25 protein-coding genes and 1 tRNA gene are annotated in these 22,183 nt (G+C 58.8%); 17 read left to right on the top strand and 9 right to left on the bottom strand.

Annotation, left to right across the window (positions count from 1 at the left end):
• Positions 1-32: 32 nt before the first annotated feature.
• Entirely contained in the window at positions 33-338 is a 306-nt protein-coding gene (locus AC07SU_RS06070; protein WP_176995187.1) for a YkgJ family cysteine cluster protein, read from the top strand.
• 111 nt (positions 339-449) lie between these two features.
• On the opposite strand, the gene AC07SU_RS06065 is transcribed toward AC07SU_RS06070, so the two are convergent.
• The 6 genes from AC07SU_RS06065 to hemA form a co-directional block, all read right to left on the bottom strand.
• Positions 450-968, bottom strand: coding sequence for an acyloxyacyl hydrolase (locus AC07SU_RS06065; RefSeq protein WP_176995188.1), 519 nt, complete (start codon positions 966-968; stop codon positions 450-452).
• A 112-nt stretch (positions 969-1,080) separates the two neighbouring features.
• Entirely contained in the window at positions 1,081-1,875 is a 795-nt protein-coding gene (gene murI, locus AC07SU_RS06060) for a glutamate racemase (protein WP_494996511.1), read from the bottom strand.
• The gene (locus AC07SU_RS06055) at positions 1,868-2,623 is read right to left on the bottom strand and encodes a molybdopterin-synthase adenylyltransferase MoeB (protein ID WP_494996510.1); all 756 of its coding nucleotides are present in this window, start codon (positions 2,621-2,623) and stop codon (positions 1,868-1,870) included. Before AC07SU_RS06055 ends, murI begins: the two co-directional genes overlap by 8 nt.
• Positions 2,617-3,447, bottom strand: a complete 831-nt coding sequence (gene prmC / locus AC07SU_RS06050; RefSeq protein WP_494996509.1) for a peptide chain release factor N(5)-glutamine methyltransferase — start codon at positions 3,445-3,447, stop codon at positions 2,617-2,619. Before prmC ends, AC07SU_RS06055 begins: the two co-directional genes overlap by 7 nt.
• Entirely contained in the window at positions 3,448-4,530 is a 1,083-nt protein-coding gene (gene prfA / locus AC07SU_RS06045; RefSeq protein WP_176995192.1) for a peptide chain release factor 1, read from the bottom strand.
• Positions 4,527-5,816, bottom strand: a complete 1,290-nt coding sequence (gene hemA, locus AC07SU_RS06040; protein WP_494996508.1) for a glutamyl-tRNA reductase — start codon at positions 5,814-5,816, stop codon at positions 4,527-4,529. Before hemA ends, prfA begins: the two co-directional genes overlap by 4 nt.
• Positions 5,817-5,998: 182 nt before the next feature.
• Here hemA and AC07SU_RS06035 point away from each other — a divergent pair, with 182 nt between their 5' ends.
• From AC07SU_RS06035 to hrpT, 16 genes are all read left to right on the top strand, one after another.
• Positions 5,999-7,723 (top strand): tetratricopeptide repeat protein, encoded by a 1,725-nt coding sequence (locus tag AC07SU_RS06035; protein ID WP_178919212.1) that lies wholly within the window; start codon positions 5,999-6,001, stop codon positions 7,721-7,723.
• 4 nt (positions 7,724-7,727) lie between these two features.
• Positions 7,728-8,345: a lipoprotein insertase outer membrane protein LolB gene (gene lolB / locus AC07SU_RS06030; RefSeq protein WP_176995195.1), complete on the top strand. Its 618-nt coding sequence runs from the start codon at positions 7,728-7,730 to the stop codon at positions 8,343-8,345.
• 49 nt (positions 8,346-8,394) lie between these two features.
• On the top strand, positions 8,395-9,198 hold the full coding sequence (gene ispE / locus AC07SU_RS06025; protein ID WP_494996572.1) for a 4-(cytidine 5'-diphospho)-2-C-methyl-D-erythritol kinase: 804 nt from the start codon (positions 8,395-8,397) through the stop codon (positions 9,196-9,198).
• A 37-nt stretch (positions 9,199-9,235) separates the two neighbouring features.
• Positions 9,236-9,310 (top strand) — tRNA-Gln (locus AC07SU_RS06020).
• A gap of 46 nt (positions 9,311-9,356) precedes the next feature.
• The gene (locus AC07SU_RS06015; protein WP_003208392.1) at positions 9,357-10,298 is read left to right on the top strand and encodes a ribose-phosphate pyrophosphokinase; all 942 of its coding nucleotides are present in this window, start codon (positions 9,357-9,359) and stop codon (positions 10,296-10,298) included.
• A gap of 137 nt (positions 10,299-10,435) precedes the next feature.
• The gene (locus AC07SU_RS06010; RefSeq protein WP_176995197.1) at positions 10,436-11,032 is read left to right on the top strand and encodes a 50S ribosomal protein L25/general stress protein Ctc; all 597 of its coding nucleotides are present in this window, start codon (positions 10,436-10,438) and stop codon (positions 11,030-11,032) included.
• Positions 11,033-11,199: 167 nt separating this feature from the next.
• Positions 11,200-11,784 (top strand): aminoacyl-tRNA hydrolase, encoded by a 585-nt coding sequence (pth, locus tag AC07SU_RS06005; RefSeq protein ID WP_003171596.1) that lies wholly within the window; start codon positions 11,200-11,202, stop codon positions 11,782-11,784.
• A 21-nt stretch (positions 11,785-11,805) separates the two neighbouring features.
• Complete coding sequence (gene ychF, locus AC07SU_RS06000; protein WP_176995198.1) at positions 11,806-12,906, top strand: redox-regulated ATPase YchF; 1,101 nt, start codon at positions 11,806-11,808, stop codon at positions 12,904-12,906.
• Between the two features lie 318 nt (positions 12,907-13,224).
• Complete coding sequence (locus AC07SU_RS05995) at positions 13,225-14,148, top strand: sigma 54-interacting transcriptional regulator (RefSeq protein WP_494996507.1); 924 nt, start codon at positions 13,225-13,227, stop codon at positions 14,146-14,148.
• A gap of 172 nt (positions 14,149-14,320) precedes the next feature.
• Entirely contained in the window at positions 14,321-14,512 is a 192-nt protein-coding gene (locus AC07SU_RS05990; RefSeq protein WP_176995200.1) for a hypothetical protein, read from the top strand.
• Positions 14,513-14,629: 117 nt separating this feature from the next.
• Positions 14,630-14,998, top strand: a complete 369-nt coding sequence (locus AC07SU_RS05985; RefSeq protein ID WP_494996506.1) for an EscI/YscI/HrpB family type III secretion system inner rod protein — start codon at positions 14,630-14,632, stop codon at positions 14,996-14,998.
• Positions 14,999-15,003: 5 nt separating this feature from the next.
• A complete protein-coding gene (sctJ, locus tag AC07SU_RS05980) occupies positions 15,004-15,804 on the top strand; it encodes a type III secretion system inner membrane ring lipoprotein SctJ (protein WP_494996505.1) in 801 nt (266 codons plus the stop codon).
• Positions 15,794-16,996, top strand: a complete 1,203-nt coding sequence (sctL, locus tag AC07SU_RS05975) for a type III secretion system stator protein SctL (RefSeq protein WP_494996504.1) — start codon at positions 15,794-15,796, stop codon at positions 16,994-16,996. The genes sctJ and sctL overlap by 11 nt, the downstream gene beginning before the upstream one ends.
• 55 nt (positions 16,997-17,051) lie before the next feature.
• Entirely contained in the window at positions 17,052-17,267 is a 216-nt protein-coding gene (locus AC07SU_RS05970; RefSeq protein ID WP_176995204.1) for a hypothetical protein, read from the top strand.
• Between the two features lie 195 nt (positions 17,268-17,462).
• The gene (sctC, locus tag AC07SU_RS05965; protein WP_494996503.1) at positions 17,463-19,601 is read left to right on the top strand and encodes a type III secretion system outer membrane ring subunit SctC; all 2,139 of its coding nucleotides are present in this window, start codon (positions 17,463-17,465) and stop codon (positions 19,599-19,601) included.
• Entirely contained in the window at positions 19,598-19,801 is a 204-nt protein-coding gene (hrpT, locus tag AC07SU_RS05960) for an HrpT family type III secretion system protein (RefSeq protein ID WP_176995206.1), read from the top strand. The genes sctC and hrpT overlap by 4 nt, the downstream gene beginning before the upstream one ends.
• Before the next feature lie 220 nt (positions 19,802-20,021).
• Here hrpT and sctU read toward each other — a convergent pair whose 3' ends face one another.
• Genes sctU through sctS form a run of 3 tightly spaced genes read right to left on the bottom strand, consistent with a single transcriptional unit; the run spans position 20,022 to position 22,178 of the window.
• Positions 20,022-21,119: a type III secretion system export apparatus subunit SctU gene (gene sctU / locus AC07SU_RS05955; protein WP_176995207.1), complete on the bottom strand. Its 1,098-nt coding sequence runs from the start codon at positions 21,117-21,119 to the stop codon at positions 20,022-20,024.
• On the bottom strand, positions 21,116-21,904 hold the full coding sequence (gene sctT, locus AC07SU_RS05950) for a type III secretion system export apparatus subunit SctT (RefSeq protein ID WP_494996502.1): 789 nt from the start codon (positions 21,902-21,904) through the stop codon (positions 21,116-21,118). The genes sctU and sctT overlap by 4 nt, the downstream gene beginning before the upstream one ends.
• A gap of 10 nt (positions 21,905-21,914) precedes the next feature.
• Complete coding sequence (sctS, locus tag AC07SU_RS05945) at positions 21,915-22,178, bottom strand: type III secretion system export apparatus subunit SctS (protein ID WP_032886096.1); 264 nt, start codon at positions 22,176-22,178, stop codon at positions 21,915-21,917.
• Positions 22,179-22,183: the final 5 nt, after the last annotated feature.

The raw sequence follows: 22,183 nt of genomic DNA, 5'->3' as shown, positions 1-22,183 counted from the left end.
CGCCTGACGCGCTTGCCTTACACTGCGCGCCTATGACAGACATCCCCCACGTTCAGATCCCCGAACCCGCCGTCACCTGCTCGACGTGCGCGGCCTGCTGCTGCCAGCTGGAAGTGATGCTGATCACCGACACCGGCGTGCCGGAGCGCTATATCGATACCGACGATTGGGGCGGCGAAGTGATGTTGCGCCTGGACGATGGCTGGTGCGCGGCGCTGGATCGGGACACGATGATGTGCACGATCTATGAGCGACGGCCGCTGATTTGCCGGGAGTTCGAAATGGGGGCACCGGAGTGCCTGGAAGAGCGACAGGGCATTGCCACCGCTTACCGCTGATTGAAATACATCGTGTAGGAGCCCGGCTTGCCGGCGATGAGGCCCTTGAAACCACTGCAAGCCTCAAGGTTGCTATCGCCGGCAAGCCGGCTCCTACAAGGATTTGCGTGGTTACAGCGGCAAGGTGTAGTGCAGCGAGTAGCTCTCTACGCCGTCGTTGTTGCTGCTGATGCCCGCGTTGGAATAGTGCGTGGCGCGAATGCCCACTTCATGTCCACCGGCAAAGCGCAGGCCGAAGCCCAAGCGGTCTTCGAACTGGAAGGCCTGGCCGATGTTGTTGTCCTCGACCCGCGTGCGGGAGAACACCGCCACACCAATCCCTGCCTCGATGTACGGCTTGACCTTTTCCCCGGCAAACTCATACACAAACACCGGCGAGAACGACAGGCTGCTGACACTGGCGCGCTTGTCGCCGTCCCAGTAGGTGTAGGCGCCGCTCCAGTAACCGGTCAACCGCCCGGTATCGCTCTGCCACCAGCTTTTATCCCAATCCGACGTCAACCCCAACCGGTAGGTCATGGTTGAATCGCTGGTACTCCCCACCCCGAATTCAAGGCCAGCGGCCTGTGCCGAAACCGAGTGTCCCACCACGACGGCCGCAATCGCGGCCAAACAGAACAAGCGCTTCATAAGAAACAATCCTTTGAGAACGACGTTATTTGGTTTTGTGCAGGCTAACTCGCTATAGAAGCTGGCGTGTAGACAGAAGTTCAGCTTCTAACCCCGGTATTTCACGAATTTTTCACGAGCCAAAACTACGCACAACGCCGGGAGATTTCCATAGTGTCGGTAGGATATTTCTGAGGTGGTCGGCGTCGCCGCTGGTCCAGAACTGTGCAGGCTCTGGATGACCGGTGGCCAACAGGTCGCGCTCACTCAGCAAGCGCTTGAGCTGACGCGCCACGGCGGCGCCGGTGTCGATCAGGATGATGCTGGGGGGCAGCATCTGCGCCAGCAGCGGCTTGAGGAAGGGGTAATGGGTGCAGCCAAGAATAATGGTGTCGCAACCGGCGCTGAGCAGCGGCTCGACATAACCCTGCAACATCTGGCGTAACGCGGGGCTGCACAAGTCGCCGGTTTCAATCAGCTCCACCAGGCCCGGGCAGGGTTGGGTGATCACCCGCACGTCGGTGGCGAAGCGGTCGAGCAACGCGGCGAACTTGGCGCTTTGCAGGGTGCCGGTGGTCGCCAGTACACCGACCACACCGCTGCGGGTAGCGGCAGCGGCCGGCTTGACCGCAGGCTCCATGCCCACCAACGGCCAGTCGGGATAGTCCAGGCGCAAATCCCCAACGGCGGCGACGGTCGCGGTGTTGCAGGCGATCACAAACGCCTTGGCACCGTGGCCTCGGAAAAACTCCGCCACCAACCGCGAGCGCTCAAGAATATAACCTGGGGTTTTCTCGCCATAGGGGATATGCCCGCAGTCCGCCACATACAACAGCGATTCATGGGGCAACAGCTGCTGGATTTCGTCGAGCACCGTCAGCCCGCCGATGCCGGAATCGAACACACCGATGGGCGCGTCCTTAACCATGCTGCGCTCCACACACGCTGCAGCCGGGATCACGCTTGACACGCAATTCGCGAAAACGCGTGGTCAATGCATCAATCAACAGCAGCCGGCCTACCAGCGGCTCACCAAACCCGGCCAGCAGTTTCAACGCTTCCAGGGCTTGCAGGCTGCCGACCACGCCCACCAGCGGGCCGACCACGCCGGCCTCGCTGCAGGTCAGTTCGGTGTCGCTGCCGTGCCCATATAAACAGTGGTAGCACGGGCTCTCGGCGCGGCGCGGGTCGAATACCGACAACTGACCTTCAAGGCGAATCGCGGCGCCGCTGACCAAGGGTTTACCGGCCGCCACACACGCGGCATTCACGGATTCGCGGGTGGAGAAGTTGTCACTGCAATCAAGCACCACGTCCACCGCCGTGACGGCGGCGGCCAGGGAGTCGGCGTCCAGCGCGCCGCGATGGGCGACCAACGTGATCTCGGGGTTGATGCCCGCCAGGCGTTGCAATGCCGAGTCGACCTTGGTCTGCCCCACGCTGTGGGTGTCATGGATGATCTGGCGTTGCAGGTTGGTCAGGTCGACAGTATCGAAGTCCGCCAGGTGCAACTCACCCACGCCGGCGGCTGCCAGGTACAACGCCACCGGCGCGCCCAGGCCTCCGAGGCCGATGATCAGGGCACGGCCGTTTTTCAGGCGCAACTGGCCGTCGATGTCGACCTGCTGCAACAGGATCTGCCGGCTATAGCGCAACAGCTCCTGATCGGTCAGCACGGGCGGCGCCCCAGGGTGATGCGTTCGTGGCTGCCGAGGTCGATGCGGCTGTGGACCTCCTCAAAGCCTTCGCCCGACAACAAGTCACGCACGGCCGCAGCCTGGTCATAACCGTGTTCGAGCAACAACCAGCCACCGGCATTCAGGTGCGCGGGTGACTGCGTGATGATCAACCGCAGGTCGTCCAGGCCGTCATGGCCCGCGACCAGTGCGCTGGCCGGCTCAAAGCGCACATCGCCCGCCACCAAGTGCGGGTCGTTGGCGGCAATGTACGGCGGGTTGCTGATGATCAGGTCGTACGTACGGCCTTGCAAGGCACTGAACCAATGGCTGTTCAGCACCGTCGCGTTATTGAGGTGCAGCCGCTGGCGGTTGCGCTCGGCCAGGGCCACGGCTTCGAGCACGCGGTCGACCGCCGTTACCTGCCAGGCCGGACGCTCGCTGGCCAAGGCCAGGGCGATGGCGCCACTGCCGGTGCCCAGGTCAAGGACGTGGGTGGGCGTGGCCGGCAACAATTCCAGTGCCGCTTCCACCAGCAATTCGGTGTCCGGACGCGGGATCAGGGTGTGGGGCGCGACTTCCAGGTCGAGCTTCCAGAAACCTTGCTGGCCGAGAATATAGGCCACCGGCTCACCACCACGGCGGCGCTGCAGGTAACCGGCGAAGGTCAAGGCATCTTCGCTGCTGACGATTTTTTCCGGCCAGGTGTGCAGATAGCTGCGAGGCTTGCCCAGGGCGGCGGCCAGCAACAACTCGGCATCCAGGCGCGCGGTAGGCGAGTCTGGCAGGTCGGCGGCGCGCAACAGGCTGGCGATGATGGTCATTTATTCACCGATCGCTGCGAGTTGGTCGGCCTGGTATTCGGCGAGCAACGGCTCGATCACCGCTTCGACGCCACCGGCGAGGATCTCGTCCAGGGAATAAAGGGTGAGGTTGACCCGGTGGTCGGTGACCCGGCCTTGGGCAAAGTTGTAGGTACGGATGCGTTCGGAGCGGTCGCCCGACCCCACCAGCAACTTGCGCTCGCTGGCAATCGCATTGGCGGCGGCACTGGTCTGCTGGTCGTTGAGTTTGGCCGACAACCACGACATCGCCCGCGCACGGTTCTTGTGCTGGGAACGTTCTTCCTGGCATTCCACCACGATGCCCGACGGCAAGTGGGTGATGCGGATGGCGGAGTCGGTCTTGTTCACGTGCTGACCACCGGCGCCCGACGAGCGGTAAGTGTCGATGCGCAAGTCGGCCGGGTTGATCTCGATGGCTTCCTGTTCATCCGGCTCGGGCAACACGGCCACGGTACACGCGGAGGTGTGGATGCGGCCCTGGGATTCAGTCGCCGGCACACGCTGTACGCGGTGTGCGCCGGATTCGAACTTCAGCTTGCCGTAGACGTTGTCGCCTTCGACCCGCGCGATGACTTCTTTATAGCCGCCGTGCTCACCCTCGTTTTCCGAGAGGATTTCCACGCGCCAGCCGCGGCGCTCGGCGTAACGCGAATACATGCGGAACAGGTCGCCGGAGAAAATCGCCGCCTCGTCACCACCGGTGCCGGCGCGAATTTCGAGGAACACGTTGCGCCCGTCGTTAGGGTCCTTGGGCAACAGCATGCGCTGCAGGTCGCCTTCCAGCTCGGCGAGTTTTTCCTTGGCCTCGCGGACTTCTTCCACGGCCATTTCGCGCATATCTGGGTCGCTGTCCTTGAGCAGCGCCTGGGCGCCTTCGAGGTCGGCCTGCACTTTCAGCAGGTTTTTGTAGGTGGCGACAACCGGTTCGACTTCGGCGTATTCCTTGGAATAGGCGCGGAACTTGGTCTGATCGGCAATGACTTCGCCGTCGCCGAGCAAGGCGGTCAGTTCTTCGAAACGATCCTGGAGCACGTCCAGTTTATTGAGCAGTGACGCTTTCATTGCGATTTTTTATCCGAAGAGCTATCTGACGCGCCCTCACCGAGGGCAAAGAGTTCCTGGGCCATGGCCAGCGCATCGAGGCGGCCTTCGGCGGTAAGCTTTTTCAACTGTACGCTGGGGGCGTGGAGCAACTTGTTGGTCAAGCCACGGGCCAGCTGCATCAACACCTCTTCGGCGCTGCTGCCGTTGGCCAGCAAGCGCTGGGCCTTGCTCAACTCCTCGTCGCGCAGGCGTTCGCCCTGCTGACGATACGCCTTGAGCACGTCCACCGCCGCCAGTTCACGCAGGCGCACCATGAAGTCTTCGGCGCCGGTGCTGACCATTTCCTCGGCGGCCTGGGCAGCGCCCTGGCGGCTCTTGAGGTTTTCGGCGACCACCTCGTGCAGGTCGTCGACGCTGTAGAGGTAAACGTCGTCCAACTCGCCGACTTCTGGCTCGATATCCCGGGGAACGGCAATGTCCACCATGAAGATCGGTTTGTGCTTGCGCAGCTTCAGCGCACTCTCCACCGCGCCTTTGCCCAGGATCGGCAACTGGCTGGCGGTGGAGCTGATCACGATATCGCTGCGCACCAGCTCGGCCGGGATGTCCGACAGCAACACCGCATGGGCACCGAACTGTTCGGCCAGGATGCTCGCGCGCTCCAATGTACGGTTGGCGACCACGATGCGCTTCACACCCAGGTCATGCAGGTGACGGGCGACCAGGGTGATGGTTTCACCGGCGCCGATCAGCAGGGCCTGGCTGCGCTGCAGGTCGCTGAAAATCTGTTTGGCCAGGCTGACGGCGGCAAACGCCACGGACACCGGGTTCTCACCGATGGCGGTGTCGGTGCGCACTTGCTTGGCGGAATTGAATGTGGCCTGGAACAGGCGGCCCAGCAACGGCCCCACGGTACCGGCCTCGCGGGCCACGGCGTAGGCGGATTTCATCTGGCCCAGGATCTGCGGTTCGCCCAGCACCAGCGAGTCGAGCCCTGCGGCGACGCGCATCATGTGACGAACTGCCGCATCTTCTTCGTGCACATAAGCGCTGGCGCGCAGGTCGTCGAGGCTCAAATGGTGGTAATCGGCCAGCCAGCGCAGCACCCCATCCGCCGAAAGATGTTCCTGCTCTATATAGAGCTCGCTGCGATTGCAGGTCGAAAGGATCGCAGCTTCGCGGCTGTCGGTGAGCCGGCAGAGCTGCTGCAAGGCCTCAACCAACTGCTCTGGCGTGAACGCAACGCGCTCGCGCACGTCTACGGTAGCAGTCTTGTGGTTAATACCGAGTGCGAGGAAGGCCATTCAATATCGCTGATGATGTCGGGAAGCCGACAATTGTCCTACTTCGAATGATTCAGAACAACCACCGTAGGCTATTGTCCTAATGCCTTGTGTCTATAAAGGCACCAACTGAGACTCGGTTATGTTTGGCCGAAGGCTTGTGTCATGATGATCCGACCGCAGGTTAGTCGTCCTCTTCCTATATGAATAGATCTTCCGCGTTGCTCCTTGCTTTTGTCTTCCTCAGCGGCTGCCAGGCCTTGGCCCCCGTGTCGCCGGACGGTACGCCGCCGGTCGAAGACAGCACCCCCGCCCCTGAAAAGCCCAAGGTTTATTCCTCGTTCAAGGAAGAAACGATCTACAGCCTACTGACCGCGGAACTCGCCGGCCAGCGCAATCGTTTCGATATTGCCCTGGATAACTACGTGACCCAGGCCATCAATACCCAGGACCCGGGCATTTCGGAGCGCGCGTTTCGCATTGCCGAATACCTGGGAGCCGACCAGGCCGCGCTGGATACCTCGCTGATCTGGGCAAAAAACGCCCCGGACGACCTGGAAGCGCAGCGGGCGGCGGCGGTACAACTGGCACGTGCCGGGCGGTATGACGACTCCATGGTCTATATGGAGAAAGTCCTGCAGGGCAAGGGCGACACCCATTTCGATTTCCTCGCGCTGTCGGCCGCCGACACTGACCAGGACACACGCAATGGCCTGATGAAGAGTTTCGACCGCCTGCTGCAAAAGCATCCGAAGAACAGCCAGCTGATTTTCGGCAAGGCGCTGCTGCTACAACAGGATGACGAGGCCGACGCAGCACTGAAACTGTTGGAGCAGAACCCGCCGGAAGACGGCGAGATCGCGCCGATCCTGCTGCGTGCTCGCCTGCTGCAGAACCTCAATCGCGGCAAGGAAGCGGTGCCACTGCTGGAAAAAAGCATCAAGAAGTACCCCGATGACAAACGCCTGCGCCTGACGTACGCGCGCACGCTGGTCGAGCAGGACCGCATGGAGGACGCCAAAGTGCAGTTCGCCAACCTGGTCCAGCAATACCCGGACGACGACGAGCTGCGCTATTCCCTGGCACTGGTGTGCCTGGAAGCCAAGGCCTGGGACGAGGCCAAGGGGTACCTGGAAGAGTTGATCCAACGCGAAAGCCATGTGGACTCGGCGCACCTGAACCTCGGTCGTATCGCTGAAGAGCGTAATGACCCGCAGGCGGCTTTGCTCGAATACGCCCAGGTCGGCCCCGGCAATGACTATCTGCCGGCCCAGTTGCGCCAGGCTGACATTTTGATGAGCAACGGCCGCACCGACGAGGCGGAAAAACGCCTGGCCGCTGCACGCGATGCCGAGCCGGATTACGCGATCCAGCTGTACCTGATCCAGGCCGAAACGTTGTCGGCCAATAATCAGGGCGAACGCGCCTGGAAATTGCTGCAACAAGCCTTGCTGCAATACCCGGACGATTTGAACCTGCTCTATACCCGCGCCATGCAGGCGGAAAAGCGCAATGACCTGGCGCAGATGGAAAAAGACCTGCGCCTGATCATCAAGCGCGACCCGGACAACGCCATGGCGCTCAATGCCCTGGGCTACACGCTGTCGGATCGCACGACGCGCTACGCCGAAGCCAAGGTGCTGATCGAACAAGCCCACAAGCTGAACCCGGAAGACCCGGCCGTGCTCGACAGCCTGGGCTGGGTGAATTACCGCCTGGGCAACCTGGATGAAGCCGAACGCTTGCTGCGCCAGGCGCTGGAGCGCTTCCCCGACCAGGAAGTCGCCGCCCACCTGGGCGAAGTGCTGTGGGCCAACGGCAAGCAGCGCGAAGCACGCCAAATCTGGGAAAAATTCCTCAAGGAACAACCCGAAAGCCCCATCCTGCGCGGCACCATCAAGCGCCTGACCGGATCCGAGACCCTTTAAGCTTATGTTCTTGCGCCACGTTGTAGTCTTCAGTTTTATCGCCCTGCTCGCCGGTTGCGCGGGCATAGGCAGCCGTGAATCCGTTGAAGGCCAGGGCAACCCGGCGCAATGGAAACAGCACAAGGACCAGCTCAGCAGCATTGACGGCTGGCAGATCGAAGGCAAGGTCGGGGTTCGTGCGCCGAAGGATTCCGGCAGCGGCACCTTGTTCTGGCTGCAACGCCAGGACTACTACGACATTCGCCTGTCCGGCCCGCTGGGTCGGGGCGCCGCACGTCTGACCGGGCGCCCGGGCCAAGTGAGCCTCGAAGTGGCCAACCAGGGGCGCTACGAAGCGGCCTCGCCGGAAGCGCTGCTGGAAGAACAGATGGGCTGGAAGCTGCCGGTGTCTCACCTGGTCTGGTGGGTACGCGGCTTGCCTGCACCGGATAGCAAAAGTCGCCTTAGCCTCAACGGCGACAGTCGCCTGGCCACCCTGGAGCAGGATGGCTGGCAGGTCGAATACCTGAGCTACGTCGAGCAAGGCGGTTACTGGCTGCCCGAGCGTATCAAGCTGCATGGTACTGACCTTGACGTCACGCTGGTGATCAAGGACTGGCAACCACGCAAGCTGGGGCAATAACGTGACTGTAGAACGCTTGACCCTGCCCTCCCCCGCAAAACTCAATTTGATGCTGCACATTCTGGGTCGCCGTGAAGACGGCTACCACGAGCTGCAGACGCTGTTTCAGTTTCTCGACTACGGCGATGAGTTGACCTTCGCCGTGCGCGAGGACGGCGTGATCCAGCTGCACACCGAATTCGAAGGTGTGCCTCACGACAGCAATCTGATTGTGAGGGCGGCGAAAAAACTTCAGGCGCAATCCGGTTGTTCGCTCGGCATTGATATCTGGATCGATAAAATCTTGCCCATGGGCGGTGGTATCGGTGGCGGTAGCTCGAATGCCGCGACTACATTGCTGGGTCTCAATCATCTGTGGAAGCTGGGCTGGGACCCTGATCGCCTTGCGGCGCTGGGCCTTACGCTGGGGGCGGACGTCCCGGTTTTCGTGCGTGGGCACGCGGCTTTCGCCGAGGGCGTCGGGGAGAAACTCACCCCCGAATACCCCGAAGAGCCGTGGTATGTCGTGCTTGTGCCGCAAGTATCTGTAAGTACAGCAGAAATTTTTTCAGATCCGTTGTTGACACGTAACTCTTCTCCCATTAAAGTGCGCCCCGTTCCCAAGGGAAACAGTCGAAATGACTGCTTACCGGTTGTAGCAAGGCGTTATCCAGAGGTACGTAACGCATTGAATTTGTTAGGTAAATTTACCGAAGCAAAATTAACCGGAACTGGAAGTTGTGTGTTTGGGGGCTTCCCAAGCAAAGCTGAAGCTGATAAAGTCTCGGCCCTTCTTACAGAGACCCTTACAGGGTTTGTAGCAAAGGGAAGCAACGTTTCGATGTTGCATCGCAAGCTGCAAAGTCTGCTCTAAAAGGAACCGAGTGTTAGGCACTCGTTGCAACAGATACAGGGGCGTCGCCAAGCGGTAAGGCAGCAGGTTTTGATCCTGCCATGCGTTGGTTCGAATCCAGCCGCCCCTGCCATTTTCTAATACTCATCCAGGTTACCCTCAGCCTCTAGGTACTGCGCGTGTCCAAGATGATGGTCTTTACGGGGAATGCTAACCCCGATCTGGCTCGGCGTGTCGTACGTCAGCTGCATATCCCTCTCGGTGACATCTCTGTCGGTAAATTCTCCGACGGCGAAATTACAGCCGAGATCAATGAAAACGTCCGCGGTAAAGATGTCTTCATTATTCAGCCGACCTGCGCTCCGACCAACGATAACCTGATGGAACTCGTCGTGATGGCTGATGCCTTCCGCCGCTCCTCAGCGACTCGAATCACAGCTGTAATCCCTTACTTTGGTTATGCCCGTCAGGATCGCCGCCCGCGTTCCGCACGTGTGGCTATCAGCGCGAAAGTCGTTGCTGACATGCTGACCGTGGTAGGCATCGACCGTGTTCTCACGGTTGACCTGCACGCTGACCAAATCCAGGGGTTCTTCGATATTCCGGTAGATAACATCTACGGCTCCCCGGTATTGGTGGATGACATCGAAGACCAGCGCTTTGAAAACCTGATGATCGTGTCCCCGGACATTGGTGGCGTCGTGCGTGCACGGGCTGTTGCCAAATCCCTGGGCGTGGACCTCGGGATCATCGACAAACGCCGTGAAAAAGCCAATCACTCTGAAGTGATGCATATCATCGGTGATGTCGAAGGGCGTACCTGTATTCTGGTTGATGACATGGTCGACACCGCCGGCACCCTGTGCCACGCGGCAAAAGCCTTGAAAGAGCACGGTGCAGCAAAAGTCTTCGCCTACTGCACACACCCTGTGCTGTCGGGCCGAGCGATCGAGAACATCGAGAACTCCATGCTGGACGAACTGGTGGTGACCAACACCATCCCGTTGTCCGCAGCCGCTCAAGCCTGTTCGCGTATCCGTCAACTGGATATCGCACCGGTAGTTGCCGAGGCGGTCCGCCGCATCAGCAATGAAGAATCGATCAGCGCGATGTTCCGTTAAGGGTCAAACCTTCGGTACACCTCACTGACGAAAAGCGCCCCGCCCCAGCATTCTGTTGGGGCGGGGCTTTTTTGCCCATGTCGAGTACGGCGCTGGTCGCAAACGCCCCTCGATGATGGCTATTTTGGAGATACAAAATGACTGACTTTACTCTGAACGCCCAAGCGCGTACTGACCTGGGGAAAGGTGCGAGCCGCCGCCTGCGTCACGCCGCCAACATTCCAGCCGTTGTTTACGGTGGTAACAAGCCTGCTGAGTCCGTGACCATCCTGGCCAAGGAAATCGCCAAGCTGTTCGAAAACGAAGCTGCCTACAGCCACGTTATCGAGCTGAACGTCGACGGCACCAAGCAGAACGTCATCGTTAAAGCGATGCAGCGTCACCCGTCCAAGCAGTTCATCATGCACGCTGACTTCGTTCGCGTTGTTGCTGGCCAGAAGCTGACCGCTATCGTCCCTGTACACTTCATCGGTGAAGAAGCACCGATCAAGAAAGGCGGCGAGATTTCTCACGTTGTGAACGAAATCGAAGTGACCTGCCTGCCGAAAGACCTGCCTGAGTTCATCGAAGTCGACCTGTCGGCCGCTGAAGTTGGCGCCATCATCCACCTGTCCGACCTCAAGGCCCCTAAAGGCGTTGAGTTTGTTGCACTGGCTCACGGTGATGACAAAGCTGTTGCAAACGTACACGCTCCACGCGTTGCACCAGAAGCTGAAGAAGGCGCTGCAGAGTAATTCACTCTGTATTGCCGGAGCTTGAGGAAACATCGCGGACCGGAACGTAGCGAGAAAGCGGGCGATAACGCGACGTTTACTCTTGAGTAAATGAGCTACTGTTGTCCACTTTCGCCGCACCAAGGTCAGGCGATGTTATCCACAACTCCAAAGGAAGGGCCCCTGTCGTGACTGCCATTAAACTGATCGTTGGCCTGGGAAATCCAGGCGCCGAATACGAACAGACCCGGCATAACGCGGGGGCCCTTTTTGTTGAGCGTATCGCCCACGCGCAAGGTGTGAACCTTGCGGCCGATCGCAAATATTTTGGCCTGACCGGACGCTTCTCGCATCAGGGTCAGGATGTTCGTCTGCTGATTCCCACCACCTACATGAACCGCAGCGGCCAGGCTGTCGCGGCGCTTGCGGGCTTCTTCCGGATAAAGCCTGAAGAAATCCTGGTGGCCCATGACGAACTCGACCTGCCACCCGGTGTTGCCAAGCTCAAGCTCGGCGGCGGCCATGGTGGGCACAACGGATTGCGCGACATCATCGCGCAGCTGGGTAATCAGAATAATTTCTACCGTCTGCGGCTTGGCATTGGCCACCCGGGCGTTGCCAGTATGGTTTCAAATTTCGTCCTGGGTCGTGCGCCACGCGCCGAACAGGAAAAACTCGATGCCAGCATCGACTTTGCCCTCGGCGTGCTGCCGGATATCTTCGCCGGTGAATGGAACCGCGCGATGAAAAACCTGCACAGCCAGAAGGCCTGACTCTTACCGAGGGGAAACACCATGGGATTCAATTGCGGCATCGTCGGCCTGCCCAACGTCGGCAAATCCACCCTGTTCAACGCCCTGACCAAGTCAGGTATTGCGGCGGAGAACTTCCCCTTCTGCACCATCGAACCCAACAGCGGTATCGTGCCGATGCCGGATCCACGCCTGGACGCCCTGGCGGCCATCGTCAATCCGAAGCGCATCCTGCCAACCACCATGGAATTCGTCGACATCGCAGGCCTGGTCGCCGGCGCCTCGAAAGGTGAAGGCCTGGGCAACAAGTTCCTCGCCAACATCCGTGAGACCGATGCCATCGCTCACGTGGTCCGCTGCTTTGAAGACGAGAACGTGATTCACGTCTCCAACAGCGTCGACCCGAAACGCGACATCGAGATCATCGACCTGGAACTGATCTTCGCCGACCTCGACAGCTGCGAAAAACAACTGCAGAAAGTCGCGCGTAACGCCAAGGGCGGCGACAAGGACGCAGTGGTCCAGAAAGGCCTGCTGGAGCAACTGATCGCGCATTTCACCGAAGGCAAGCCTGCGCGCAGCCTGATGAAGAACATGGGCGCCGACGAGAAGGCCGTGATCAAGGGCTTCCACCTGCTGACCACCAAGCCGGTGATGTACATCGCCAACGTGGCCGAAGACGGCTTCGAGAACAATCCGCTGCTCGACGTGGTCAAGGCCATTGCCGATGAAGAAGGCGCGATCGTGGTGCCGGTGTGCAACAAAATCGAAGCGGAAATCGCCGAGCTCGAAGACGGCGAAGAAAAGGACATGTTCCTCGAAGCCCTGGGCCTGGAAGAGCCTGGCCTGAACCGTGTGATCCGCGCCGGTTACGAAATGCTCAACCTGCAGACCTACTTCACCGCCGGTGTGGAAGAAGTCCGTGCATGGACCGTCAAGGTCGGCGCAACCGCGCCACAGGCTGCCGGCGTAATCCACACCGACTTCGAAAAAGGCTTTATCCGTGCCGAAGTGATCGCATATAACGACTTCATTCAGTACAAGGGTGAAGCCGGTGCCAAGGAAGCCGGTAAATGGCGCTTGGAAGGTAAGGACTACATCGTTAAAGATGGCGATGTAATGCACTTCCGCTTCAACGTATAAGTGCCTTCCGCGGTTTTCCGCAAACAATAAGCCGATGCATTGCATCGGCTTTTTTGTGGGCGCTCGCCCCGCAAATAACTTTTATCGCAGTCATTACGTCCAACACTTCAGATTAATCCTGTTTTCTTCCGCGCTTTTTACGCCCCTCTTACATATGCATCTCATCCCTCCGGGAATAACTCTTACTTTTCTTACAGAATACTGCTCATTCCTCTCTTACAACCTCAACGAGAAACTTGGTAAGTTACCTTTATCGGCTGATATTGACAGAGCATCAGGCCAACAATGAAGTGACAGCGACAGTGGAGCACCCGCACTATGTCGGCCTTGTTTCAAATAGACACGCCAGTAGATCCACTCTTTATTGAAGGATCTGAAATTGAAGAAACCATCAATACTACTGCCGCCCTTAATATTGACATCCTCTTGATGGGCGAGACCGGTACCGGCAAGGACACCTTGGCGCAACGAGTCCATCATTTGTCGGGACGGCGCGGTAGCTTCATTGCTGTGAATTGCGCAGCCATCCCGGAAAGCCTTGCGGAAAGCCAACTGTTCGGCGTCAACAGCGGCGCCTTTACCGGTGCGATGCAATCACGGGCCGGTTTTGTGGAAGCTGCTCATCTGGGGACACTGTACCTTGATGAAATCGACAGCATGCCGCTAACTCTGCAAGCCAAGCTATTGCGGGTGCTGGAATCCCGCGGCGTAGAGCGCCTGGGCTCAACCCGCTTTATCCCCGTCGATATGCGAGTCATTGCATCGGCCCAACACTCGTTGCACACGATGGTCGAACAAGGCACCTTCAGGCGCGATCTGTACTTTCGCCTGAATGTCGTCAACATCCAACTCCCGGCCTTGCGGGACCGGCGCGAACGCATCATTCCGTTATTCCTGGAAATGATCCGGCAAGAAGCTGCCCATTTCGGTTGTTCGGCCCCGCCGCCGCCTAGCGGACTGCTGCAGCAATTGCTAAGCCATCCCTGGCAGGGCAACGTTCGCGAACTGCGTTCGACAGCCAAACGCTTCGTCCTGGGCTTACCGCTACTCTCCACCTCCTTGAACGTCAGGCAGGAATCCGTGATGAGCCTGAAAGAACGCCTGCGGCAGCTGGAAAAGGCACTGATCGAAGAGTCGTTGCTACGCCACGATTACTGTGTCGATAGCGCCGCAGCGGAGCTAAGCGTGGCCAAGCGCACGCTTTACTACAGAATGAAACAGCTGGATATATCCCTGGCTTAATGCGCTTTCAAACATTTAGAAACATCTGCCACTGAAACATTTGGAACGCCTTGTTGCTAAACACCACACAACTGGAGCCAGGCTCAAGGCGTTATTGAAATGCCAAGGCATAAATATGGCTTGGCCGACGGCGAACGTGTATCCCCTTCAAACATTGCAGCTGGAGTTTATTATGTCCATTCAAGGTTTATCCCCCCTCAATACCAACAGCTTCCTGCCCGGCTCTGGAACAAAACCTGGCACAGGAAATAGCAGTGATGATCTGCTGGATAAAGCGGAGGCCATTGCTCGGGAGGGTTTCGAGCTGAGCCTGAAAGCTAAACAAATCACCAACAAATATGCGGCAGCTAAAGAAGTTCGCTAATACAACCGCCTCCCCGATTTATCCGTCGGGGATGGCTTTCTTGTTCGCTGAAATAGCAACTTTTTATATCAGCCGCCCCAGGCAGGCTGCGTCAAATATCGACATAGCAGGCTTTACATGAAGATAGAAAAACTTGACTTTTCAGTGCGACAAAACGGCCTTGAAGAAGCCGTTAACACACCAAGTCATTCAGCGTCCAATACAGACGTCGACTTTTTCACCGCATCGCTGAACCGCTCAGGAGCGACTACCACTCGGGTAGACAATCCTCCAGGACCTTCGCTGCTGTCAGAGGCCGGACAACACGTCAAGGCCTTGGAAACCCGTCTTGCGCACGCACTCAAGTCAACCAACAAAGGCTCCGATCCAGACGATTTCAAGCAGTACCCACGTGAACTATCCAACGTCGTACTGACCTCCCAACTGTTGGTAAAAAGCCTGGGCAAAGCCACTCAATGCCTCGACAAAATCTGCAACTTGCAATAATGGCCATGAATAATTTCCTGCCTGTCGTGTTACTCCTGGCGGCTGCTCTGATGTTGGGTGGCTGCAGCGATCGTGTCGAACTTCATCGCCAACTTTCCGAGCAAGAGGCCAATGAGGTCATCGCAGAGTTGGCCGACAAACACATTCGCACGCAGAAAATCCCGGCCAAGGATGGCGTCACCGTCGCCGTCAATGCCGTCGACATCGGGCGCGCCGTACGCACGCTGGAAGCCGCCGGATTGCCTCGAGCGGCACGCACTACACTGGGTGACACGTTTCGCAAGGAGGGCGTCATTTCCACGCCGCTGGAAGAGCGCGCGCGCTACATCTATGCCCTGTCCCAAGAGCTTGAGGCCACCCTGTCCAATATTGACGGTGTGATCGTTGCGCGTGTGCACGTGGTGCTGCCGGAACGTATAGCACCGGGTGAACCGGTCCAACCCGCGTCCGCGTCGGTATTCATCAAACATGACCCGCGCCTGGACCCCGATAACATCCGTGCCCGCGTACGCAGGATGGTCGCGAGCAGTATCCCGGGCATGACCGCTGCGGTGGACAACCCGCAAAAGCTAAGCGTGATTTTCGTGACCGCCACTGCTTATCAGGAACAGCAACGCCTGACTTACTTCGGCCCGTTCCTGGTGCCCAACGATGACCTCCCGTTCTGGCGAACCAGCGTAACCCTTTTTCTGCTCAGCCTAGTGGCCGTCACCCTCGCGGCATCATTCCTGTTTGCACGACGCCAGCGTGCGCGGCAAGGGAGGCCTGTAGCTGGCGAATCAATTGGCCCTGCCCATGACGCCTAGCATCGATCAGTCGGCGAGCGAGCATTTGGCCTGGGCCCAATGGTGGGCGTTCCCCTGGAAGTACGCCCACGAAGACTGGCGAGATGACGCTCATCGTGCGATGGATGCGCTCCACTGTAGCGGGGGATGGGCCTCCTGCACGCTCCACGGTGTTGTCGCCTGCCTGCCTCCGGAGCCTCACACCACCGTGCTCCGCCTGGCCCTCGCCTCCACGGAACAACTCGATTTGGCGCTGACACTGGTTCACGACACCTTCAACCCGCAAGCCTCGTCAGCCTTGAGCGACAGTCATCAGCTGTGGTGCACACGACTTTCCAAGGCCCTGCCTCCTGCGCTGCCACTGCGCGATGCCGACCCGTTGCAATTGCTCTACAGCTGGGTAGCGACCTCCACCTGGCAACGCCTGCGATTGCGCTTTCCCCGTGGGCGCGTGCAAGAAGCAGAAAAAAAAAATCTCCGTCGAGGGAGCAACCAGCCAACTGAACACACTCTGGCAAGCCGTCGTCTGGCGGGTGACGACAACGGCAACCGACGCCATCCCCCTCGGCTCGAACGTGTAAGGAGAACGCCGATGCTATGCCGACACTCCCTTGAATTGCCCAGCGGCGCCTCTGGTTTGCCACGCAACCTGATCCTCCGTGAAGAGCTTAAGGACTGGGACCAGGCCAACCATATTTTACGCCACGCCAGTGCCCAGGCCGGCGAGCTGATAAGCCAGGCCGAAAGAAAATGTGAAGCGCTGCAGCAAGAGGCCTCGCTGCAGATCTGGCAGCGCGCAGATACCCAACTCAAGCAGTGGGAACTCGACCGTCAGGCGATGTGTGACAGCCTCGAACACTATGCGACCCGCATCACCCAGCAAGCGATGCGCAGCCTGCTTGACGACATCGCGCCTCCTCAAAGGCTGGCAGCCTTGCTCAAGCAACTACTGGCCAGCCAAGTCCAGGAAATCAACGCGACGCTGCTGTGTCATCCCCATGACGTTGAAGAGATCAAACAGTGCCTCAGCCTTCGCAATGCCACGTATTGGAAGCTTCACACCGACGAAGCAGTCCGGCCTCAGACACTCGTTTTGCAAACCGACGAGGGCGACTTCCGAATCAGTTGGAACTCACTGCTCGAAGCGTTCTTCAACACCAGTAAAGAGTACTTGGATTACGACCTGAAAGTACGCGAGCCAGCGTTTTCATAACGTCTTGCAAGCGGAGCTATCGCGCATTCAAACCCACCGGCATGAAGGAAAAACCATGGATTTTTTTAATGATCTGTCTCGCCAGTTGTTAAGGAACAGCGACGTCGCCCATAAGGCCTACACAGCGAATATCGCTGAAGTTTCAGCCAATGGTTCAGACACAGAGTTCTTCGAACTGGCCATGAAAAAAGCCACGACGCAGATGGCCTACCTGGAACACAACCGGGTGAATCACTTGCTGCTCAAAAGTGCCTTTGAGAGTTTCCAGTAAAAACGAAAGTGCTGGTCGGTGAGTGGCTCAGAGCCTGCGCGGGTCGTGCGATCAGGCCACTCTCTTCGGTTGCCTCCAGGCGCTGCTCAACCAACGCGGCACCTGGCGCTCCACTGCCGCGCGCCCTGTTCGGCCGGCCCTGAACCTCAAACCTATCTCGCTTCGCTCGCCGTCTTACTAATAAGAGAACACCTCATGTTTAACCCCCCCTCCCAGCACACAGGCTTGCGCGTTGACTCAACGCGCTTATCGTCAAAACGAACGGGATGGCGGTGCCTGGTCGCACTGCCCTGCTTGCTGATGCCCGTAGTCAGTACCTACGCCGCCATTCCTTCCGAATGGAAAAATACCGCTTACGCCTACGAGGCCCAACATAAACCGCTGCGAGAAGTGCTCGAAGACTTTGCGCAGACCTTTGGCACGCAACTGCAAGTGGAGGGGCTACTGGAGGGCAACGTCAACGGAAAGATTCGCGCCAACACCCCACAGTCATTGCTTGATCGGCTGGGGGTCGAACATCGCTTCCAGTGGTATCTGTACAACAACACGCTCTATATCAGCTCTCTGGATCAACAGGAATCTGCACGTTTGGAGGTTTCTTCCGAAACCATCGCGGACCTCAAAAAAGCACTCACGGATATTGGCCTGCTCGACAGCCGCTTCGGCTGGGGCGAACTCCCCGAAGATGGCGTCGTCCTGGTCTCCGGCCCGAGGAGCTATATCGAACAGATCAGGCATTTCAGCAGCCAACGCCGCTCACCGGAAGAAAAGCAAAGCGTGCTCAGCTACCCGCTGAAGTTTGCCAACGCAACGGATCGCCAAGTGGAATATCGCGGTGAAAAGCATGCCATTCCCGGCGTTGCTAGCATTTTACGCGGGTTGTTGGAGCCCCGCTCCACCTCGGCCCTTTCGGGGCTTGGCCAACGGCCCCCTGCACAACCCTCCCCCCTTGCGCCAAACATTCCCCGACTGAACAACCCACTGCTCGGGCAAATGATTGGTGTAAACGGCAACCCTGCGCAAATGGAGACAGGCGGCACGCTCACCCCACGCGCACCAGCCCCCTCCAGCCGGATTCGCGTCGAAGCTGACGTGCGCAACAACGCGGTGCTGATCTACGATTTGCCGGAGCGCCAAGCCCTGTACCGCGAGTTGATCGCTCAGCTCGATGTCGCCAGCAAGCTGATAGAGATCGATGCCATTATCCTCGACATCGAGCGCACGCAATTACGCGAGTTCGGCGTGAACTGGGGTTTCCAGAACAGTCGTTTCCGTGGCCTCGGCACCAACCAGGCCCCCGGCACCAGCTCTCAGTTATCGATTGAAAATCGTGATCGCTTCTACGCGGATATACGCGCACTTGAAGCCAAGGGACTGGCAACCATGGTCTCCAACCCCTCGGTCCTCACCCTGGAAAACCAGCCGGCGGTCATCGACTTCAACCGCACTCAGTACCTGACGCCCGGCAGAGAAAACGCAACCATTCTGCCGGTCACCGTGGGGACCAGCTTCCAGGTCGTACCGCGTGTCATCACCAGTCGCGGTGGTCACCAGATCCACTTGGCGGTGGATATTGAAGATGGGAATTTCGACGAGACCAACCCCACGCCAGGCCAGCTGGATGTGCGCCGAGGCAAGGTCAGCACCCAGGCAGTAATAGCCGAAAAACGCTCGCTGGTGGTGGGTGGATTCCATGTCACCGAAAGCACCGACAAGCAGAACAAGGTGCCTCTGCTGGGGGACATTCCGCTGCTGGGCAAGGCGTTGTTTTCCTCGACCGAACGACAGAACAATCGACGTGAGCGCCTGTTTATCCTCACCCCGCGCGTCATCGGCGACCAGTCCGACCCCTCGCGCTATTTGCCCCAGGCCGACCAAGCCGATCTGCAAGCGGCGCTCACACCGCTCGCCAGGCGCTACAGCCCTCACCAGCCGGTGATCAATCGCAACGACGTTATCAGCACCCTGGCGCACCTGGTCAGCGGGCAAGTCCCCCAGGCCTTCAAAGCGGCACCGATGCCACTAGGGCTGCGGACATTATGCAACACGCGCGAATTGCTGGCGCTGAACGAAAATCGCAGCCAATGGTATGCCGGCCCCGAGTACAACGTGGCAGTCGTGGTGCTGCGTAACCAGTTCAACCGCAATGTGCGTATAGACGAAAAAGAATGCAGCAACTCGCAGACACTGGCAGTCAGCGCGTGGCCGCGTGCCTGGCTCAAGCCCGGTGAGGAAGCCGAAGTCTTTATCGCGATGCGCCCGGTGGTAAAGGACGAACACCTCAGCGTACCCCGCCCTTCCTTGATCACTCCAGCTCAGAAGGCCAAGCCATGAATCGCCGCTTGTTGTGCATCACACTGATCAGTGCAGCGTTGTTCGTCACCGGTTGTACCCCCACGTGCAAGGGCGACTCCTGCTCACGCCCACAATCGACCAAGGACCAAATGGTGATCTGGTGGCCGCCACAGATGCGCGTCGAACCCGGCCCCAGTGGTGAGCGGGCGGACTACCAGACCATCTCGCTGGAGCGCTGAGCGCTCGCCAATGCCCGATGATCAACGCCAGGTAATCTTGAAAAATCGGGTGAGCGGCGCGGCCGCTCACCTGTCACTCGCTCCCGCTATCACGGTGTGTGCACCTCACGCCTCTCGCGCAGCCTTGCAAACCGGGTAATCACAACGCGTGTTGGAGCAGCGTTTCGCCCCTTGGCATTCGATGGCTGTTTTGCCTATCTGGATGCCCATGGCGCCCAGGTCAGCGCTGATCAAGCTCGGGGATTTCCAGCGTCTCACGCTTGGCCTCATCGTCCAGCTCACGCAAGGTGCGATAGATCAGCGCCACCGCCTGCAAGGTTTCGCGGGGAATGCTCGCACCCAACTCTTTTGTATAGATCGTGCGCGCCAGCCATATACACTGGATCACTGGTACCTCAGCGGCCTTGGCACGATCGATCAGCCTGCGAGCCTCGTCGTCCGTGCCCTTGCTCACCAGCAGCGGCAGCGGTGTTTTACCAGGGCGGTAATACAAGGCGACCGCATAGTGCGTCGGGTTGACCACCAGCATGTCCGCCTCCTCCAGCTTGGGCAGCTTTACCTTCGGTTCTTCCTGGGCCAATTGCTGCGCCAATGCGCGGCGCTGGCCCTTCACATGCGGGTCGCCCTCCATATCCTTGTACTCTTTGACGACCTCAACCTGGGTCATGCGCATGCGCTTGGCAAAAAAATGCCTCACCATCATCAGGTCGATAAGCGCCAGTATCAACAACAGGCCGAGGCAGGCATGCAGCAAGTGCCGAAACAGCACGATCAACGCCAGGATGTAACTTTGCAGGTCACTGTTGGCCAAGTTGATCAACGCCCCCAAAGAGGGCCAGACCACCAAATACACAGTCATCCCTATCAGAAACGCCTTGGCGATACTCATCAACAGGTTCATCAGCGATTGAGCAGAAAACATCTGCTTGATCTGGCTGACTGGGTTCAGGCGATTGAAGTCGGGCTTGAGGCTCTCTGGCGCAAACAATAATCCGAACTGCATCCAGCTGCTGATGAGCTTCACAGCAATCGCCACCCCTGCCATCAACACAGAGAATGAGAAAAACACAATCAGGCTTTCAACCAGCACCTCCTCCAGAGCCCGTGCAAACGGCTGATTCAGGTCCGAGATCGGCAATATCATCAACTGCTGGAACCGTTGCAGGCTGCTCTCGGCCGTGAACAGTGCGATTTCACTGATCGACGTCAGCACCAGTAACTTACCTACGTCCTGACTTTGGGCGACTTGGCCTTTCTTGCGTTGATCACGCAGCTTCTTGGCTGACGCCGGGTGCTTCTTTTCCCCTGAATCACTCACGGCAGTGACGCCTTGAAGAGCAGCCCCAGCGAATGCCTGAGGTCGCCCAGTTGGCTCATGCGCCCGACGATGAGGTCCTGCAACAACGCAAAGTACACCAGTAAAATGCCGATACCCGCCAGGCACTTGACGGGGGGCGCCAGCGTACTCACCTGTAGCTGCTGGCTGTAAATCCCCAGCAACGCGATACCGAATTCCAGCAACAGCAGCACCGCGATAAAAGGCGCGGCGTAGAGCATCATGTGGCTGAAAGTATCACCCAGCAACCCGACGAATACGCCCATGCCATTCGCCGCCGGCAGCGGAAACCATACGGTGGGCGGCCAGATCAGGTAGCTGTCCCAGATCACCTGGGTCAACGTTCCCAACCCCAGCGTGGCGATCAGCAGATAAATCGCCAACTGCTTGAACAAGTGCCCGATCGGCGTCGCATCCGGGCCCAGTGAAGGATTAAGCTGCCCCCCCGCCAAGGCTCCACGCTGGTTATCGAGCAGCGCTCCCACCGATTCGAACATCCAGAACGGCATCGACAGCAGCACGCCCAACAGGAGGCCCAGGGCCACTTCCTTGAGCACCAGTGCACCAAGCATCAAAGCGGAGTATTCCTCGACCGCCAATACGGCATGAATACCCGGCGCAGGCATCAATGCCATGACCATCACAATGGTGTGCCGTAGCATGCCGCGGATATGTTGAAAGCAGAACGCTGCCACCAAAATGGCACAGGGGTAGATGCGCGACATGCCGATCATCAGGCTGGGCAGGTACTCAAGATAAAGCAGCACAGGCAACGCCTCAGTTCAGGGCCGAGCGGCCAATCATGTCGAAGGTCAGGTTGATCAACTGGATCAGCTCAACCCCAATCCAGCGGCCGGTCAGGATCAGCGTGATACCCACGGCAACCAACTTGATACCAAAGGGCAGTGTCTGATCCTGTATTTGCATCAACGCCTGTACCAGGGACGTCAGCACACCCACCACCACCGCCACAATCAGCGGCGGCGCCGACAGGACGACCACCAACAGCATGCCCTGCTTGAACAACACGATCGGTTCCATAGGGC

Source organism: Pseudomonas sp. GW821-FHT05H12, from assembly GCF_059419385.1.
Note: the sequence above shows the minus strand (reverse complement) of the source record. Positions and strands in the feature narration are given on the sequence as shown.

What these genes read in the sequence shown, in the direction of transcription:
- AC07SU_RS06070 (WP_176995187.1), top strand. Translation starts at nt 33, where the DNA reads ATGACAGACATCCCCCACGTTCAGATCCCCGAACCCGCCGTCACCTGC.
- AC07SU_RS06065 (WP_176995188.1), bottom strand. Translation starts at nt 968, where the DNA reads ATGAAGCGCTTGTTCTGTTTGGCCGCGATTGCGGCCGTCGTGGTGGGA.
- murI (WP_494996511.1), bottom strand. Translation starts at nt 1,875, where the DNA reads ATGGTTAAGGACGCGCCCATCGGTGTGTTCGATTCCGGCATCGGCGGG.
- prmC (WP_494996509.1), bottom strand. Translation starts at nt 3,447, where the DNA reads ATGACCATCATCGCCAGCCTGTTGCGCGCCGCCGACCTGCCAGACTCG.
- prfA (WP_176995192.1), bottom strand. Translation starts at nt 4,530, where the DNA reads ATGAAAGCGTCACTGCTCAATAAACTGGACGTGCTCCAGGATCGTTTC.
- hemA (WP_494996508.1), bottom strand. Translation starts at nt 5,816, where the DNA reads ATGGCCTTCCTCGCACTCGGTATTAACCACAAGACTGCTACCGTAGAC.
- AC07SU_RS06035 (WP_178919212.1), top strand. Translation starts at nt 5,999, where the DNA reads ATGAATAGATCTTCCGCGTTGCTCCTTGCTTTTGTCTTCCTCAGCGGC.
- lolB (WP_176995195.1), top strand. Translation starts at nt 7,728, where the DNA reads ATGTTCTTGCGCCACGTTGTAGTCTTCAGTTTTATCGCCCTGCTCGCC.
- ispE (WP_494996572.1), top strand. Translation starts at nt 8,395, where the DNA reads ATGCTGCACATTCTGGGTCGCCGTGAAGACGGCTACCACGAGCTGCAG.
- AC07SU_RS06010 (WP_176995197.1), top strand. Translation starts at nt 10,436, where the DNA reads ATGACTGACTTTACTCTGAACGCCCAAGCGCGTACTGACCTGGGGAAA.
- ychF (WP_176995198.1), top strand. Translation starts at nt 11,806, where the DNA reads ATGGGATTCAATTGCGGCATCGTCGGCCTGCCCAACGTCGGCAAATCC.
- AC07SU_RS05995 (WP_494996507.1), top strand. Translation starts at nt 13,225, where the DNA reads ATGTCGGCCTTGTTTCAAATAGACACGCCAGTAGATCCACTCTTTATT.
- AC07SU_RS05990 (WP_176995200.1), top strand. Translation starts at nt 14,321, where the DNA reads ATGTCCATTCAAGGTTTATCCCCCCTCAATACCAACAGCTTCCTGCCC.
- AC07SU_RS05985 (WP_494996506.1), top strand. Translation starts at nt 14,630, where the DNA reads ATGAAGATAGAAAAACTTGACTTTTCAGTGCGACAAAACGGCCTTGAA.
- sctJ (WP_494996505.1), top strand. Translation starts at nt 15,004, where the DNA reads ATGAATAATTTCCTGCCTGTCGTGTTACTCCTGGCGGCTGCTCTGATG.
- sctL (WP_494996504.1), top strand. Translation starts at nt 15,794, where the DNA reads ATGACGCCTAGCATCGATCAGTCGGCGAGCGAGCATTTGGCCTGGGCC.
- AC07SU_RS05970 (WP_176995204.1), top strand. Translation starts at nt 17,052, where the DNA reads ATGGATTTTTTTAATGATCTGTCTCGCCAGTTGTTAAGGAACAGCGAC.
- sctC (WP_494996503.1), top strand. Translation starts at nt 17,463, where the DNA reads ATGTTTAACCCCCCCTCCCAGCACACAGGCTTGCGCGTTGACTCAACG.
- hrpT (WP_176995206.1), top strand. Translation starts at nt 19,598, where the DNA reads ATGAATCGCCGCTTGTTGTGCATCACACTGATCAGTGCAGCGTTGTTC.
- sctS (WP_032886096.1), bottom strand. Translation starts at nt 22,178, where the DNA reads ATGGAACCGATCGTGTTGTTCAAGCAGGGCATGCTGTTGGTGGTCGTC.